General features: G+C 64.5%; 19 protein-coding genes and 1 pseudogene. 17 read left to right on the top strand and 3 right to left on the bottom strand.

The genetic code is table 11. The features are described 5' to 3' along the window. On the bottom strand, positions 1–557 hold a 557-nt coding region (locus ITJ69_RS19140; protein ID WP_416354944.1), incomplete at its 3' end, for a recombinase family protein. A gap of 247 nt (positions 558–804) precedes the next feature. Between ITJ69_RS19140 and ITJ69_RS19135 the strand changes: the two genes are divergently transcribed. From ITJ69_RS19135 to ITJ69_RS21105, 8 genes and pseudogenes are all read left to right on the top strand, one after another. Next, positions 805–1,746 (top strand): adenylate/guanylate cyclase domain-containing protein, encoded by a 942-nt coding sequence (locus ITJ69_RS19135; protein ID WP_194673685.1) that lies wholly within the window; start codon positions 805–807, stop codon positions 1,744–1,746. A gap of 46 nt (positions 1,747–1,792) precedes the next feature. Further along, positions 1,793–2,338, top strand: coding sequence for a Pycsar system effector family protein (locus tag ITJ69_RS21115; protein ID WP_416354943.1), 546 nt, complete (start codon positions 1,793–1,795; stop codon positions 2,336–2,338). A 153-nt stretch (positions 2,339–2,491) separates the two neighbouring features. Next, complete coding sequence (locus ITJ69_RS19130; RefSeq protein WP_228549943.1) at positions 2,492–3,076, top strand: adenylate/guanylate cyclase domain-containing protein; 585 nt, start codon at positions 2,492–2,494, stop codon at positions 3,074–3,076. 160 nt (positions 3,077–3,236) lie between these two features. Then, positions 3,237–4,937 (top strand): DUF4041 domain-containing protein, encoded by a 1,701-nt coding sequence (locus ITJ69_RS19125; RefSeq protein ID WP_194673683.1) that lies wholly within the window; start codon positions 3,237–3,239, stop codon positions 4,935–4,937. 127 nt (positions 4,938–5,064) lie between these two features. Further along, positions 5,065–5,154: pseudogene (locus ITJ69_RS21110) on the top strand (DUF2510 domain-containing protein); the annotation flags it as partial. A gap of 111 nt (positions 5,155–5,265) precedes the next feature. Then, complete coding sequence (locus ITJ69_RS19120; RefSeq protein ID WP_228506159.1) at positions 5,266–5,739, top strand: DUF2510 domain-containing protein; 474 nt, start codon at positions 5,266–5,268, stop codon at positions 5,737–5,739. A 293-nt stretch (positions 5,740–6,032) separates the two neighbouring features. Further along, a complete protein-coding gene (locus ITJ69_RS19115) occupies positions 6,033–6,458 on the top strand; it encodes a hypothetical protein (RefSeq protein ID WP_194673681.1) in 426 nt (141 codons plus the stop codon). Then, a complete protein-coding gene (locus ITJ69_RS21105; RefSeq protein WP_194673689.1) occupies positions 6,459–6,860 on the top strand; it encodes a cutinase family protein in 402 nt (133 codons plus the stop codon). 496 nt (positions 6,861–7,356) lie between these two features. Here ITJ69_RS21105 and ITJ69_RS19105 read toward each other — a convergent pair whose 3' ends face one another. Beyond that, the gene (locus tag ITJ69_RS19105) at positions 7,357–7,701 is read right to left on the bottom strand and encodes a histone-like nucleoid-structuring protein Lsr2 (RefSeq protein ID WP_194673680.1); all 345 of its coding nucleotides are present in this window, start codon (positions 7,699–7,701) and stop codon (positions 7,357–7,359) included. 108 nt (positions 7,702–7,809) lie between these two features. On the opposite strand from ITJ69_RS19105, the gene ITJ69_RS19100 reads away from it, so the two are divergent. The 7 genes from ITJ69_RS19100 to eno all read left to right on the top strand — a co-directional run bounded on the left by ITJ69_RS19100 (position 7,810) and on the right by eno (position 13,331). Continuing rightward, positions 7,810–8,841, top strand: coding sequence for a PDDEXK nuclease domain-containing protein (locus ITJ69_RS19100; protein WP_194673679.1), 1,032 nt, complete (start codon positions 7,810–7,812; stop codon positions 8,839–8,841). Between the two features lie 299 nt (positions 8,842–9,140). Next, complete coding sequence (locus ITJ69_RS19095; RefSeq protein ID WP_228506158.1) at positions 9,141–9,731, top strand: universal stress protein; 591 nt, start codon at positions 9,141–9,143, stop codon at positions 9,729–9,731. Continuing rightward, the gene (locus tag ITJ69_RS19090; protein ID WP_171907745.1) at positions 9,716–10,471 is read left to right on the top strand and encodes a 2,3-bisphosphoglycerate-dependent phosphoglycerate mutase; all 756 of its coding nucleotides are present in this window, start codon (positions 9,716–9,718) and stop codon (positions 10,469–10,471) included. Before ITJ69_RS19095 ends, ITJ69_RS19090 begins: the two co-directional genes overlap by 16 nt. Beyond that, the gene (locus ITJ69_RS19085; RefSeq protein WP_228506157.1) at positions 10,468–10,971 is read left to right on the top strand and encodes a fluoride efflux transporter FluC; all 504 of its coding nucleotides are present in this window, start codon (positions 10,468–10,470) and stop codon (positions 10,969–10,971) included. Before ITJ69_RS19090 ends, ITJ69_RS19085 begins: the two co-directional genes overlap by 4 nt. Beyond that, complete coding sequence (locus ITJ69_RS19080; RefSeq protein ID WP_055960823.1) at positions 10,968–11,339, top strand: fluoride efflux transporter FluC; 372 nt, start codon at positions 10,968–10,970, stop codon at positions 11,337–11,339. The genes ITJ69_RS19085 and ITJ69_RS19080 overlap by 4 nt, the downstream gene beginning before the upstream one ends. 26 nt (positions 11,340–11,365) lie before the next feature. Continuing rightward, the gene (locus tag ITJ69_RS19075) at positions 11,366–11,851 is read left to right on the top strand and encodes an inorganic diphosphatase (protein ID WP_194673688.1); all 486 of its coding nucleotides are present in this window, start codon (positions 11,366–11,368) and stop codon (positions 11,849–11,851) included. A gap of 145 nt (positions 11,852–11,996) precedes the next feature. Further along, positions 11,997–13,331 (top strand): phosphopyruvate hydratase, encoded by a 1,335-nt coding sequence (gene eno / locus ITJ69_RS19070; protein WP_083393829.1) that lies wholly within the window; start codon positions 11,997–11,999, stop codon positions 13,329–13,331. On the opposite strand, the gene ITJ69_RS19065 is transcribed toward eno, so the two are convergent. Next, positions 13,316–14,248, bottom strand: a complete 933-nt coding sequence (locus ITJ69_RS19065) for a LysR family transcriptional regulator (RefSeq protein WP_208385475.1) — start codon at positions 14,246–14,248, stop codon at positions 13,316–13,318. The genes eno and ITJ69_RS19065 overlap by 16 nt on opposite strands. A 63-nt stretch (positions 14,249–14,311) precedes the next feature. On the opposite strand from ITJ69_RS19065, the gene ITJ69_RS19060 reads away from it, so the two are divergent. After that, entirely contained in the window at positions 14,312–15,478 is a 1,167-nt protein-coding gene (locus ITJ69_RS19060; protein ID WP_060915499.1) for a TDT family transporter, read from the top strand. 140 nt (positions 15,479–15,618) lie between these two features. Continuing rightward, positions 15,619–16,047 (top strand): uracil-DNA glycosylase, encoded by a 429-nt coding sequence (locus tag ITJ69_RS19055; RefSeq protein WP_228506156.1) that lies wholly within the window; start codon positions 15,619–15,621, stop codon positions 16,045–16,047. The last annotated feature ends 97 nt before the right edge of the window (positions 16,048–16,144 follow it).

Here is a 16,144-nt window from a genome sequence, read left to right as displayed (position 1 = left end):
GCGTCGGTGGCAGCAGGCGTGCGGGGCGCGGCGAGCATCCGGTAGAGCGTGGCGCGATCGATGTTGAGGCCGCGCGCAACGGTGGTCTTCGGGACACCGGTCCCGATGAGCCGGCGAGCTTCGGTGATCTGGTCGTCAGTGAGCTTCCGGGAACGGCCCTTGTACTTCCCGGCCGCTTTGGCGATGCGGATTCCCTCGCGTTGGCGTTCGCGGATGAGGGTGCGTTCGAACTCGGCGAACGCGCCGAGGAGGTTGAGCATGAGTCGGCCGATGGCGTCGTCGGTGTCGCGGCTGTAGGTCTGCTGTTCCTTCACGAACTCGACCGAGGCGCCCTTCGCGGTGATCTCGTCGACGATGTCGCGCAGATCACCGAGGGAACGGGCGAGCCGGTCCATCGATGCGACCCGGACGGTGTCGCCGTCACGGACGTAGCCGATGCAGTCGGCCAGGGCCAAGCGGTCGACGCGTGCACCGCCGGAGATCTTCTCCTCGAACACGCGATCGACGTCGCCTATCGCCTCGAGCTGCCGGTCGAGGTTCTGATCGATCGAACTCACTCGGATATAGGCGACGGTCTGCGTCTTGTGTTGCACCACCCCTAGACCCTCGCACACTCCTGTAGCAAAAAGACGAATCGGCACCTCAGAACAACGCGTTTCGACCCCTCGAGCCGATGTTGCACTGGGGTATACCCCACAGCGCCACTTACTCAACTCGGTTGCAAGTCCGCCTAACGAAGGGTTTGTCGACGCGGGCCGCCGGTGTCGGCTCCGGCTTCTAGAGTGAGCAACGAAGGGAGATGCCATGCCGGAACAGATCAACGTGGATCTCGACGCGCTTCTCAGCGAGCTCGACCTCACCGCGAAGGATGAGTTCGCCTCCAAACCGATTGTCGAGGAATGGACCGAGGGATTCGACGTCTCTAATTTGCCCATCGAGGCGCGGAGGTGGGTCAAAGTTCCTGACCTCGTGGCGGTCGTTGCTGACCTTCGGAACTCGACCCACTTAGGGACGGGCAAGCACGCGGCGTCTACTGCAAGCATCTACCAGGCAGCGACGGGCGGCGTTGTATCGACCTACAATCGGTTCGGCGCGGACTTCATTGCAATCCAGGGAGACGGCGCGTTTGCGCTCTTTTCGGGGGAGCGACGATATGAGCGAGCCATTTGCGCAGGAGTAACGGTGAAGACATTCAGCGAACGCCATTTGATTCCGCGCCTCGAAGCGAAATGGACTGCTCATGCTGAGGGGCACCCAACTGGTTTCAAAGTGGGCGTTGCGTCTGGCCGAGCGCTTGTGAAGCGTGTCGGCACCCCACGGAATCTGTCAGAACAGGAGCCCGTTTGGGCGGGAACTCCCGTGAATTTCGCGACTAAGGCAGCGCAGCAAGCAGATCGGCACGAACTGATCGTGACTGGTTCCGTCTGGGATCGCATCGAGAAAAACGACTTTCTATCCCTGACTTGTCCGTGCGGCGACGGGCCGCATTCGACGCTCTGGGATGATGTCACAGTTGAGAAAATACCTGAAGCGAACGCGGAGCGCCAAGGGCGGCTGCTCAGATCCAGTTGGTGTGTAATCCATGGTGAGGAGTACGTTGCAGCCATCCTTGGAGGGGAGACAAAACGCGAAGATGCACAAAATGCGCGATCTGCCCTGCAGAAAGCTTCATTTTCGAACGCGCTTCAGTTGACGGCGAGTCAAAAGCGAAAAAACCTTCGGGATCGTCGCCAGGGTCTTCGGTGACATTGTGAGGAGGTACCGCAGGAAGCGAGGTCAAGTACTGGGGCGAATGGAGCGCAAAGACCTTGAACAAGCGGCGAGTTTGCCTAATCCGGAGCATGCGTGGAAGACGCTCTTGCTCACGAACGACTGGATTCGCCACGCTGACGCAAAGGCTGGTGTGACTCTTGCGTTTACGGGCGCTCTGGGAACAATCTTGTTCAACCTCGTCAAAGAGTCTGCGCCCAGATCTGTGGCGTTCGATGTGATCGTAGTGCTTGCGAGCTCTCTGCTCGTTCTGACTGCCGGGCTATGCGGTTGGACTCTCACGCCACGAGCGACGGACCGTGATTCGGATCCGACGATGATCAGTCGGATTTTTTTCGGCAGTATTTCGAAGAACTTTGACGGTGATCGCCGAAGGTACGCTGAGGCACTAGAGGTGCTCACTGCGGACCAACGCGAGTTGGTGCGAGAAATTGCACACCAGGTGCACGTAAACGCACGCATTGCCACAGTCAAGATGAAATTTGCTACATTCGCTATACGGTCAGCTCTCGCGGCAAGTGCGTGTCTAGCAATTGTCGTCATTATGGTCGGTATCAGTACTTTTTGAGGGGTACATGTGGACGGTAACCACAAGGCTTATAGTTATATAGCAAGTTCTGGTCGGATTGAGTCGATACTATCCCAGGCTTCCGGCAGTTTCGAGGAGGTAGACGGGCTTCCGGACCGCGACAGGCTCTCTTTCACAAACGGTTTTTACGGAATGTGCTCGGCAGTTTTCATCGACATCCGAGATTCGTCGGGGTTGACCAACCGCAACAAACGTCCAGCTCTGGCAAAAATCTATAGAGCGTTTATTTCTGAGATGGTTGCGGTCCTAAACTCTGATTCATACGTCCGCGAAGTGAACATTGTGGGCGATTGCGTTTGGGCGTCCTATAAGACGACCGTTCGATCGCACATAGACGATGTGTTTCGTGTGGCATATACGGCAAACACGCTGGTGAAGCTACTCAATCATCACCTCGCGAATAAGGAAATGGATCAGCTTCGCGTTGGGATCGGAGTGGATTACGGCCGCGTGCTGATGATCAAGGCTGGCTACAGTGGGAGTGGGATCAATGATGTTGTCTATATGGGTGACGTTGTAAATCGTGCGGCACATCTTGCACACGAGGCCGGGAGGGGATGGGGCGCGCGGCCCATTTTCTTAGGAGGGGATTTTCAGCAGTACCTGAATGATGATAATCGCGGCCTGGTGACTGCTCAATACTCCTCTGCTTTAGGTACTGTATACGTTGGAGACGTGGTTCATACGGGTATGAATGATTGGATAGATGCCCTTTAGCGAATTCTTGTGATCACATGTCGCGGTCGTGGTCGCAAATAGCCGGTCTGACACGAGAGGTCAATATCAGCTGTCTAATCGGGTGCACTCATCTGTCAGTGTCGGGACGTGCACCCGTACCGGGGGTGTCGTAGCGGTGTCGGGTCCGTAAGCTGAAGCAATGTCATCAGCACCTGCCGGTTGGTACGACGATAAGGATCCGCGGTTCGTCCGCTACTGGGATGGCCAGAGGTGGACCGAGCATGTGCAGCTCAAGAAGTCGGCGCCAGCTGATCGCGGTGGCCCGCCTTTGGATGCCCGTGAGACGGCCGCTCCGCAAACGCGTCGTGCTGCCCGAGCGGCGGAGCAGTTGCCGCGTACGGCGGTCCCTGCGGCTCAGGACAAGCCGGTCGAGAAGTTGTCGAAGCGGGAGGCGCGAGAGCGTTTGCGTGCCGCTGAGGCGCGGATCGAGGCGGGTGAGGCGGTGGTTTCCCGCTACCAGATGCGCGCGTTCGATGATGTCGATGCGTACCGGGCCGAGCAAGAGCGTCAGCTTGCCACCCTTCGAGCGGAGCTCGAGGCTGAACAATCGGAAGCGCGTGAGCTCTGGGCGAAGGAACAGGCCGACGCGCGCGAACGGCTTGCCGCTGAACAGGCGGCCGAGCGGCTCAAGGCAGAGCAAGCGGTTCGGACCGCCGAGGACCGCGTTCGTGCCGCTGAACAGCACGCCCAGGAGGCACGCGCGACGCGCGACGAGATCAACGCGGGCATCACCGCCCGAAGAGCAGAGCTGGTCGACTTGACCGCCGCGGTCGAACTCCAGGCGGTCGGGCTCTTCGACTTCGAGAACCCAGCCGCGTCGTCAACGGAGCTTGCGTCGAAGTTGGAAGCGCTGCGCTACCGCATCAAGAACGCGGTTCGCGACAAGCGCGCGGTGACCACGGCGCCACGGTTCACATTCAACAACTCCGAAGCGCAGGGCCGGAAGTTCATGACCGATATGGCGAAGGTGCTGCTGCGTGCCTACAACGCGGAAGCGGAGAACGCTATCAAGGCCACTCGAGCTGGCAACTTGCACGTTGCACAGACGCGGCTCAGCAAGGCCGCGGAACAGATCGCGAAGAGCGGCACCATGATCGATCTTCGCATCGAACCGAGCTACCACCAGATGCGTCTCGAGGAGATCGCCCTCGCCAACGAGCACCTCCAGGCGGTGCAGGCGGAAAAGGAACGCGAGCGAGAACGCCGAGCAGAACTCCGCGAGCAGCAGCGCGCCGCCGCTGAACTGCAAGCCGAGCACGACCGACTCGAGAAAGAACGCCAGCACTACCTATCCACGCTCGCTGCCTTGCAGGCAAACGGCGACGCGGAAGGTGCCGCTCGCGTCCAGGCGCGGCTCGCGGACGTCGACCGCGCCATCACCGATGTCGACTATCGAGCAGCCAATGTGCGAGCGGGCTACGTGTACGTGATCTCCAACGTCGGGGCGTTCGGGGAACGCATGGTGAAGATCGGCATGACGAGGCGCCTGAAGCCAATGGACCGCGTCATCGAACTCGGCGACGCGTCAGTGCCGTTCCGCTTCGACGTGCACGCGTTGTTCTTCGCTGACGACGCTGTCGGAGTGGAGACGATGCTGCACCAGACGTTCGCGAACCAGCGGGTGAACAAGGTCAACCTCCGTCGCGAGTTCTTCTACGTCACGCCGGCCGAAGTGCTCGACGCCCTCAAGAGCCATGCAGTCGAGGTGGTCGAGTACACCGTGGAACCCGCCGCGGAAGAGTTCCGGACGAGCGAGCTTGCGGCCGACACTCTCACACCAGCGCCTCCGAGTGGCGGATCGATGTCGTACGTGGGATCCGTCGCGTCAGCCCAAGACTGACTGACATCAGGATCATGGCGCTGCTCGAGGTGTTCTGGGGCTGGGACGCGAGCAGGGCCCGACGCAGTGTCTCGGGCCCCTGTCTTGGTGCTACCGAGTAGCTCGTCGGAGGTGAGATTCTGTCCACATGAGTTTGCCTGTTGGTTGGTTTCCGGATCCCTCAGACCCCGAGCGCGAGATGCTCTGGGACGGTGACCAGTGGACTGGCCTCACTCGCCCTCGGCGGACGGACATTGCGGCTGCGCAAAGTGATGGTGACGCGGGGGCGAAGGATGCTCTCGAACCTTCGCGAGAACGGCGCAAGCCACGGTCGCGGCGTCGCCCTTTGGTGCTGGTGCTCGTCATCCTCGCGGTGGTCGTCATCGTCGGTGGTGGCGGTACGGCGGTAGCGGTGGTTCACGCGCGGCAGGTTGCAGCTGCGGAGGAGAAGGCGGAGCAGAAGAAGGAAGCGGCTGCCCGGACTCGTGCTGAGCAGCGTGAGGCGCAACGAGCAGCGCAGGAAGAGGCCGACGAGGCGGAGCGATCTTCCCGCGCCGAAACGGTGAAAGAGGTCGAGGCGTCGGTGAAGACCATGGCGGAGGAGAACGTGACGAAGGGTCTGCTCGATGGTCCCATCATTTCCGTTTCCTGCAATCCAGTCAGCGGCTCTACGGATGACTTGACCGACACCACGACCTCGTTCGACTGTTTCGCTGCGAATACGGACAACGAGGACGGAACCCAGTCGGGGTACTTCTTCAACTCCACCGTCAATTGGGACTCCGGCGAGTACACCTACGGTCTCGGCAAGTCAGCGTCTTAATGAACTCCACGAGATGCAGCGCCCATTCGGTCCCCACGACTTGACATAAGAGCGCCATCTCGGCGCGAGCGGAAACAGTCGGTAGCCGTGAGCAGCTGCTGTTCTTCTTGTAGAGATCGCGACGACTCGCGAACCGACCACGTCCGTGAGCCGATCGGGCCGGCAAGACGAGCGTGACCTGTCGCAGCTCCCGCACTTCGCCGGCTCTTCGTGGCTCGGGGGGGGGGGGGGTACAGCGGGTCGGTGTTTGTGCCGACTGGCGCGTGAGGGCTGGAATCAACAGGGTTGAGAGCATGTTCAGAAAACAGGGGGGAACCGCTTCGCGCGGCCGTCGACTTCGTGCGCTCGTCGTGAGCGTTGGGGTGCTACTTCCATTCGGCGCTGTATTCGCGCCTACCGATAGCGCTGAAGCTGCAGCATGTCCGGCCGTTGCGTTTATCGGGGTTCGTGGAAGTTTTGAGCCAGCGGGGACCGGTACGAGCTTGAGTGGTCAGTCCTACCTTACCGGCGGCTTCGGGGGGCAAGTTGATGCGCTCATCGAAACCCTGCTTGTGACGCACCCGGACTTACCGATGACCTTGTCCGCGATCAAGTATCCCGCGACGGTTGTTCCAGGTGAAGATGCAGTGAATTACACTGCAAGCAAAGATGCAGGCGCAAAGGCTTTGATCGCGGAAATGAACTACCAGGCCAAAACGTGCTCCGCGTCGAATATATGACTGTCTGGTCACTCGCAAGGCGCCGATGTTATCGGCCAGGTACTGAGCACTCCAACGTCGAACCAACTGAGCCAGCGAGCTCAGCAATTGCTGAACGGTGACCCGACTTATAAAGCCGATGAGCGGATCAACTACGCGTCGAACACAGGCACACGGTCAGGGGTTGTGGCGAACACGCGCACGACCGGAAGCATGAACGGTTGGACGGGCAGCAGTGTGGGTGACGGTCCGATCCCGCTCGTACGCTCGTACTGTCACGCCGATGACCTGATCTGCCAACTGGGTAGTGCGACGAGTACTGTGGGCCACAACTCGTACAACACAGACGACGTTGCCCTCATCGATGCGAGCACTTTCCTGTATTCGTTCATCGTCGACCCGCAGCGCAAAGCCCTGAAGTAGATAGGTAGTTGACTATCGAGAACGAACGTCCAAAGCGCGGTTCCAGTGTTGCGACTCAAATCGTGTTCGCGCTGGGGTCAGTCGCGGCGATAGTCGTCGCAGTTGTTTGTTGGTGGGCATACCAACTCACCCTCATGGTGTACACGCCCTGCGGGTCCACTGAGTGCAACCTTCCTGCGCAATCCGCAATCTACTACGGTTTTATCATTGCCCTCGCTGCAGCTGTCTGCATTCCAATAGTTCTGGGTGTCATTCGAGCTGTGCGTGGAGGCAGCTTCTGGTGGCTTCCTGTCGTGTCCATGGCAGGCGCTGTGGTGGTGCTCGTCCTGTCCTGGCCATTCAACGTCCTAGCTGCGTCATCCTGAGGAGCGCCGGATCGGGGGATGCCCCCCCTTGGTGGCGGTCCCGGCTCGACAGAAAAGGGGCCGTTTCGGAGTGAACGAGGACAGCCGGCCGCCCCGAGGGGGTGGCCGGCTGTTTCGTTGGGGGAGCGTCGTCAGTGCGCGGCGTCGTACGCGTCGCGGACGGCCTGGCTGATGCGACCGCGGGACGAGACCTCGTGGCCGTTCGCGTTGGCCCACTCGCGGATCTTCGCGAGCTCTTCCGAGTTCCCACGCTTCGGCGCGCTGCCAGCAGTGGTCCGGCCGGAGCGGCCGGTGACCTTGCGGGCGGCGGCGATGTAGTCGGAGAACGCTTCGCGGAGCGCGTCGGCGTTGTCGTCGGTGAGGTCGATTTCGTAGTGGGCGCCGTCAAAGCCGAACGTGACGGTGCGGCCCTTGCCGTCTTCGATGGTGTCGCCGGTGAGGTCGTCGACGAGGTGCGTGGTGACTTTCTGCGCCATGGGAGGTCGCCTTTCGCTCGGGGATCCTCTCCACCCTGGCATAGCTGATCCCGTAGAACGCTGCGTTCGTTCTTCTTCCGATTGGCTGGTCGGGCAGACTGAGTGGTGATGTCTGATTCGTCTCCAGCCGTATCTGGGTATGCCGCTGCTCTTGCCGAGCTGAAGCAGCAAGTGCGCGCTGCCCGGTTCACGGCGCAGCGGCGCGTGAACACGGAGCTCATCCGTCTCTATTGGGGGATCGGTGCCACGATCTTGCAGCGCCAGGGTGACGAGGGGTGGGGGAGCAATGTCATCGGCCGGCTTGCAACGGATCTGCGGGCTGAGTTCCCGGAGATGAAGGGGCTCTCCCGCGCGAACCTGTTCTACATGCGGCGGTTCGCGGGGGAGTGGTCGGCAGATGCAGTTGTCCAACAGGCTGTTGGACAATTGCCCTGGGGTCACATCACTGTCCTCCTCGATCGGCTCGATGACCATGAGCTCCGTGACTGGTACGCCGGCCAGGCGGCCGCGAACGGGTGGTCGCGGAACGTCCTCGAGCACCAGATCCGGTCCGCAGCGCACACCCGGCTCCAGGCGGCGCCGACGAACTTCGCCGAGGTCCTCCCGCCGGGGGACTCGGATCTGGCGCAGCAGATCACGAAGGACCCGTACGTGCTGGACTTCCTCGCCCTCGACGGGGACGCGAAGGAACGCCACCTCGAGCAGGCACTGGTCGACCGGATCATCGACACCCTCCGCGAGCTCGGCGAGGGTTTCGCGTTCGTCGGCCGGCAGGTGCACTTCGACGTCGACGGAGACGACTTCTACGTCGACCTGCTGTTCTTCCACGTCGAGCAGCTCCGGTACGTGGTGATCGAGCTCAAGACCGGGAAGTTCAAGCCGGAGTACCTCGGCCAGCTTGGCTTCTACGTCGCACTCGTCGACGATAAGCTCCGCCGCCTCCAGCACGCGGACACCGTTGGCCTGCTGCTGGTCGCCGACAAGAACGACGCGGTCGTCCGGTACTCCCTCGCGGGGCAGCAGACCCCGATCGGTGTCGCCAGCTACGACCTCCTCCCGCCCGCGGTCCGCGCGGCTCTGCCGTCGGAAGCCGACCTCGCAGCCGCCCTGGCGACGGAGACCGGCACCCTCGAGTCCTGACCAGGGGTGCGTGCCACCAGCAGACCCCGCCGTGTCTCACTGAGGGAACCGTCACCGGACACATCGCCGGGCGGGTCTGTTGAGACACCGAGATCCCCGGATACTGGCGGGCTCCAGAGACGGCCGTACGTGTGCGGTAGCCGATCGGCTAACGGGACTCTGCTGAGCTGTGGGCAGCTTCGCTCCGTGTCGTCGGAATCGCTTCCTTCGGTGTCGGGACGTCGCGGGTGCGCGAGACGGCCCGCGTGACTTGGGGTTCGGGTGCATAATGGTGGTGTCTTCGGACCCGGTAGTGGGGCTTGCCGGACCCAACCTCGACAGTTGTCGACAACAGTCCCTATCTCAGCTGGTCGCGCTTCTGCGCGCCTGAGGTAGGGAGTGTCATGACAGCACCAATCGGTTCCGGACCGGTCGTCGTCGGCGTCCTGCCCGGCCTCGCTCCGGGGGTCATCGAGGTTGCGTCGTCTATCGCGCGGCGCTTCGGTACGACGCTGGTGTGCGTCAGCGTGGATGCATCGCTCTTCGATGCCGGTACGCGCTCGGACGGGTCGGTGATGGTGGAACCGATCGACCCTGACACCGCTGACACGACACCGCAGGGCTTGTCGGACAGTGACAAGGCGGCAGTACGTGCTGCCGCAACGACCTACGGCGTCGACGTCACGTTCGTCCCGGGTGTCGGGGATCCGAGCCGGGCACTGTCGCAGGTGGCCGAAGACCGCGACGCGGCGATGCTGGTCGTCGGGGCCAGGACGGGAGCGGGTCGAATCGCGGAGTTCTTCACGGGGTCGGTCGCGGTACGGCTGACCCATCAGCAGCACCGTTCAGTGCTCGTAGTGCCCGTTGATCCGGTCGGGTTCGATGCCCCACTGCCGTGGGACACCCCGTGACCGGCCAGCTTGTTCTGCTCCGCCACGGACAGAGCACTGCGAACGCTGCCGGTACCTTCACCGGCTTGCGAGACGTCGCGCTGACCGAACAGGGCAGCGCCGAAGCGAATCGGGCTGGGTTGCTACTTCTGCATGCCGGCATCCGACCGGACCTCGTGCTCACGTCGACGCTCGAGCGGGCGCTCCACACGGCGGAGCTCGTCACCGACGTCCTCGGACGTGATGCGCCGATCGAGTCGACGTGGCGGTTGAACGAGCGGAACTACGGCGCCCTCACCGGCATGTCCAAGCAGAATGCGCAAGCGGCGTTGGGGGCGGAGCAGTTCTTCGCTGTTCGTCGGACCCGCACGGGACGGCCACCACGCATGTCGATCCGCGCGTGGCTGGCGCTCCGGCGGACGCCGGCGCTTCGTGGACTGCCGTGGGCGGCACTTCGTCGAACCGAAACACTCTCCGACGTCATCCGCCGGGTCCAACCCGTCCTGTCGCACAGCATCACCCCGGCACTCCGCGACGGGCAGACAGTGCTCGTCGTCGCGCACGGCAACTCACTGCGGGCACTGTGTGCCTGCATGGACGGCCTAACTGACGGTGAGCTCGCGGACCTGAACCTCCCCACGGGCGAACCCCTGATCTACCGGTTCGACGGCGACGGTGGGTTCTGTCCGCGGGGTGGGGAGTACCTGCATCCGGCAGCACGAGCAGCAGCGGCAGCGGTCGCTGCGGAAGGTGGAACATGACCTCCCGAACGGACACGCACCTGCCCGATGGGCAGCTCCCGCCCGACCCAGACATCGACGCCAACGACCCGGAACGTATCGACCGGCCAGTGCATCTGCGGTGGCGGTACCTCGGTGTCGTCGCACTCGGCGGCGCCATCGGTACCGCCGCACGCGACGGACTCAGCACCGCGTTCCCCGCTCAGCAGGAGGTGTCCTGGGCGATCTTCTGGATCAACATCGCCGGCGCGCTCCTACTGGGTGTGCTGCTGGAACACCTCGCGCATCGCGGACCTGACGAGGGTCGCCGCCGGACACTGCGCCTGCTTCTGGGAACCGGTGTCCTCGGCGGGTTCACCACCTACAGCACCCTCGCGACCAGCACCGCGGTGTTGTTCCTCGCTGGCCGCGGGTTGGCCGGCACCGGGTACGCGCTCCTGACGGTCCTCGCCGGCGCGATCGCCACCGGTAGCGGCCTCGCGATCGCGGGTTTGGTCCGACCGAACGGGGCCACATCATGAGCGCCCTGGCCTTCCTCAGCGTCGCGGTCGCTGGCGGTGTCGGCGCGGCCGCACGGTTCTTCGTGGATGGTGCGATCAACCGGGGTCGGCAGTTCCGGCTCCCGGTCGGGACGCTGACGATCAACATCACCGGCTCGTTCCTGCTGGGCTTGATCACCGGCGCCGCCGGTCACCTCGGCGCCACCCCCGTCGCGGTGCTCGGAACAGGGCTCATGGGTGGCTACACCACGTTCAGCACCGCCAGCTTCGAGACCGTCCGCCTCGCACGCACTGGCCGCACCACCGCGGCTGCCGTGAACGGGCTCGGGATGCTCGTCGTCTCCGTCGCCGCAGCCGCCGGGGGCGTCACCCTCGGCACCCTCACTTGACCATCCGACTGGGAGACGAACAGCTCATGCACTTCGACATCACGATCGAGATCCCCCGCGGCAGCGGCAACAAGTACGAGGTCGACCACGCCACCGGACGGATCCGCCTGGACCGGGTGGTGTTCACCAGCATGGTGTTCCCGCAGGACTACGGCTCGATCGACGACACTCTCGGCGATGACGGCGACCCCCTCGACGCGCTCGTGCTGCTGCCCCGGCCCACGTTCCCCGGCGTCGTCATCGACGTCCGCCCGGTCGGGATGCTCCGCATGGTCGACGAGAACGGCGGCGATGACAAGATCCTCACCGTCCCCGCCGGAGACGTCCGCTTCGACCACGTCCAGGACATCTCCGACGTCGCCGAGCCGGTCCTGGCGGAGATCGAGCACTTCTTCGCCCACTACAAGGAGATCGAGCACGGCAAGCACGTCACCACCAACGGGTGGGCGAACCGTGTCGACGCCGAAGCCATCATCCGCGCCGCACAGGAACGGTTCACCCCGCACCCCTGACCGGCACCCGCGCACCCGACACCATCCAGTGCGCGCCCTGAACCGCCGTGGGGAGGCAACTGGCGCCCAGTGATCGCCAGGAGGTCGTCCCTCCGCCTCCCCGCGGCCCACACCCGCACGACCAACCCGAAAGGCGACAACCGCCGTGAACGACTACATCAGCAACGTCCACCACACCACCCACCATCAGGGCGAGTACGTGACCCACACCAGCCGCCCCGTCACCATCAGCAGCCTGCACGGCTCCCGGATCCTCGACTCCCGCGGCTACCCGACGATCCAGGTGCGTCTCGAGCTCGAGGACGGCACCGTCGTCACCGGTGACGCCCCCGCAGGCGCATCCACTGGCGCGCATGAGGCTGTCGAGCTTCGCGACGGCGGCAGCAGCTACGGCGGCCGCGACGTGAGCCAGGCACTGCACCTCATCACGACGGACGTCGCACCGATGATCACCGGCCAGTCGTGGACCTCGATCGGGCAGGCCGACGCCGCCCTCGCTGCCCTCGACGGCACCCCGAACCACCGCCGGCTCGGCGCGAACAGTGTCGTCGCGACCTCGATCGCGATGGCACGCGCTCTCGCCGCCGCAGCGGAGCTGCCGCTCTGGCGTTGGATCGCAGACGTCACCGGCAGCACGCCCCGCCTGCCCGTCCCGCACTTCAACGTGCTCAACGGCGGAGCGCACGCAGCGAACGCGCTCGACTTCCAGGAGTTCATGATCGCCCCGGTGAACGCCGAGACCATGACCGACGCGGTTCGGATCGGATCGGACGTCTACCACGCGCTGGCGGCACTGGTCCGGGAACGGTTCGGCAGTCTCGGTCTCGGGGACGAAGGCGGCTTCGCCCCGTCGATCGCCGCGCCCGAGGAGGCCCTCGACCTCCTCGTCGCCGCGATCAGTGCCGCCGGTTACGAGCCCGGCGTGGACACCGTCGCGATCGCACTCGACCCGGCGGCGAACGAGTTCGCGCTCGGTGACGGTAGCTACCGGGTCGTGGACCGCCGGCTCGACCGCGCAGGCATGGTCGACTACTACCGCGACCTCATCAGCCGGTATCCGATCCGGAGCATCGAAGACGGCTTCTCCGAAGATGACCACGGCGGCTGGAAGGCGATGTCGTTCGCGCTCGGCGACATGCTCCAGATCGTCGGCGATGATCTCTACGTCACCGATCCGCAGCGCATCCGCGACGGTGGGAAGGACGGGCTCTCGAACGCGGCGCTCATCAAGCCGAACCAGATCGGCACCGTCTCCCAGACCCTCGACGCGATCGGCGTCGCACGCTCGCTCGGGATGCGGAGCATGGTGTCGCACCGGTCCGGCGAGACCACCGACACGTTCATCGCGGACCTCGTCGTCGGCACCGGAACCGGACAGATCAAGTCCGGCGCACCCGCCCGCGGAGAACGCGTCGCCAAGTACAACCGGCTCACCGAGATCGCGGAGAACAATCCGGAGCTGCCCTACGGGCTGCGCTGACCCCGACCGGTCACCTCGTGGGCGACGCGCAGGAAAGCAGAACCAGCTGGCTGAGGCTCTCCCGACCAGATCGCCCGCAACGGCCGGGCAAGTGGCGGCCCAGCGAGCGGGACCCGCACCAGCGACCCGTCGTTGATGTCGGCGGCGACCGTGCGAAGGCTCATCACCGCCGGTGCAATTCCAGCCTGCGCGTTCGCCCGGATGATGCTCGTGGTCTCCAGCACCGCGGCCGGAACCGACATGCTCAAACCGGCCTCCCTGAGCCATGCGGCGAGGGTCGCGCGAGTTCCGGAACCTTCTTCCCGCAGGAGCAGAGCCGTCGCCGCCAGGACCTCCGCAGTGATCCCGGTCGACCGAGCCCAGGGATGTTCCGGCGCAACGACGACCGCGAGCTCATCGTCCGCGATCACCTGCGCGGACACACCTGCCGCCGTCACCGGGGTCTCCGTGAACCCGAGGTTCGCGCCACCCGACTGCACGAGGTCCGTCACCGCGGCGGAGTTGCCCGCGATCAGGCGCACCCGCACGTCGGGTTCGCGGCGGCGGAATTCGAGCAGCCAGCCCGGCAGCAGCAGCTCCGCGATCGTCTGTGACGCTGCGACGACGAGCGAACCCGTGGGAGTCCGCAGCGCAGCCACTCCTGCTTCGAGGTGGCGAGACGCGTCGAGGACCGGTCCGGCCAGCCCGACGACGAGCCTGCCGGTCTCGGTCAGCACCGACCCCGTGGTCGAGCGGTGCACCAACAAGTGACCGACCATGCGCTCGGCGACCCGGATCCGAGCAGACACTGCCTGTTGCGTGACGCCGAGCGCTCCAGCGGCAGCGGAGAGGGAGCCGGTCTCGGCGACGCGTGCGAGCACGTCGAGTGTGTCGAGGTCGAGGGTTCGGTCCGTGAGTCGCCGTAGTGCCACAATCATTGATTGTGCCCTGCCAAGAGGTTCCGGGTACCGCCAGAGGCAGGATTCGCGCAGGCTTGGCCCATGACAACGCTCCGCACGGACCCTGCACCCGCGAACGGTAGCCAGCTGCCCCAACGGCCGCAGACGGCGTTGTTCCGTGACCTGGAGCGGCCAGGCCTGATCGTGTCGAATCTCACACCGAACTGGTTCGCGTCGATCATGGGCACGGGGATCGTCGCTGTCGCAGCTGCGTCACTGCCGCTGCAGTTCCCCGGGCTGCGCCTCGCGGCGACGGTCGTGTGGGCGATCGCCGCGGTGCTCCTCGTCGCCCTCACGACCGCGACGGTGCTGCACTGGATCCGCTACCGGAGCACTGCAGCCGGGCACCAGCTCAACCCGGTGATCTCGCACTTCTACGGCGCACCACCGATGGCGTTCCTCACCGTCGGCGCCGGGACACTCCTGCTCGGCAAGGACTGGGTCGGCCTGCCCGCCGCCGTCACCATCGACTGGGTCCTGTGGACCATCGGCACCATCGGAGGACTGCTCACGGCAGTGCTCGTGCCGTACCTGGCGTTCACCCGCCACGAGAACAAGCCCGACTCCGCGTTCGGCGGCTGGCTGATGCCGATCGTCCCGCCGATGGTGTCCGCCTCCACCGGTGCGCTCCTGCTGCCGTACGCCCCCGCCGGGCAGGCGCGGGAGACGCTGCTGTGGTCCTGCTACGGCTTCTTCGGCCTCAGCCTCATCACGTCGCTGGTCGTGATCACGCTGATCTGGAACCGTCTCGCGCAGCACAAGGTCGGGGCCGCCGGCATGGTCCCGACTCTGTGGATCGTCCTCGGGCCGGTCGGACAGTCGATCACCGCGGTGAACCTCCTCGCATCGAACGCCCCCACCGTTGTCGATGCGAGTACCGCGCATGCCCTGCTGGTCGTGGCGCTGGTGTACGGGTTCGCGATGCTCGGCTTCGCGCTGCTGTGGACCGTCATCGCCCTCGCGATCACCATCCGCACTGCCCGCGAACACTTGCCGTTCAGCCTGACTTGGTGGTCCTTCACGTTCCCCGTCGGGACCTGCGTCACCGGCCTGAACGGGCTCGCCCTGCACTCAGGCCTGACCGTCGTTGCCGTCCTCGCCGTCATCTACTACGCCGGCCTCGTCGCCGCATGGATCACCGTTGCCCTTCGCACCTTTCACGGATCCGTCATCCGTGGCACCCTGCTGGCACCGCCACAGCCGGCATGAGTACCCCCGAGGAACTCGCTGACGTTCGATCGCTGAACGGTCTCGCGGAGACGTGGCGGACCGCGCCCGACGGCAGCCGACGGTTCGTCCCGAGCTTCGACCCACGATCCGGCGGCAGATTCAGCCGTGTCCTGGTCCTGATGCAGTCGCCTGGCCCCCAGACCATCGCCGCAGCGCACGCAGCGATCTGCAGCGAGGACAACCCGGGCCCGACCGCGGCCGCGTTCCGAGCAGCCCGTATCGAGTCCGGACTCGCACGCGGCGAGTACGTCCGCTGGAACCTTGTCCCATGGGAACTGCCCGACCGCGTGCGACTCGAGGACATCGACGAGGGGCGGCATGCCCTCGCCACACTGCTCGCGGCCCTCCCCGCTCTCACTGCGATCGTCACGTACGGGGCCGTTGCCCTCGACGGCGTCATGCGACACTTCACCCTGGACGAGCACCCCCGACTCCTTCCGGTCATCGCAGCACCACATCCGTCTCCCGCCAACGGCCGCCACCGATCGGAACAACACCTCCGTTCCGTGCAAGCACTCCGGCTCGCCGCGCGAGCGCGGCAGACGTAACAAATACGAACGATTCCGCTACAACTATCCGTACCGGCGCTCAGTCCGGGTGCGAGGCGCCGTGTCTTGTAGCGGAACCCAGTCCCAGAATCTACGT

This window comes from Curtobacterium sp. VKM Ac-2887, assembly GCF_015350935.1.
Classification (GTDB): Bacteria; Actinomycetota; Actinomycetes; order Actinomycetales; family Microbacteriaceae; genus Curtobacterium.
This window is presented reverse-complemented; position numbering and strand designations above follow the sequence as displayed.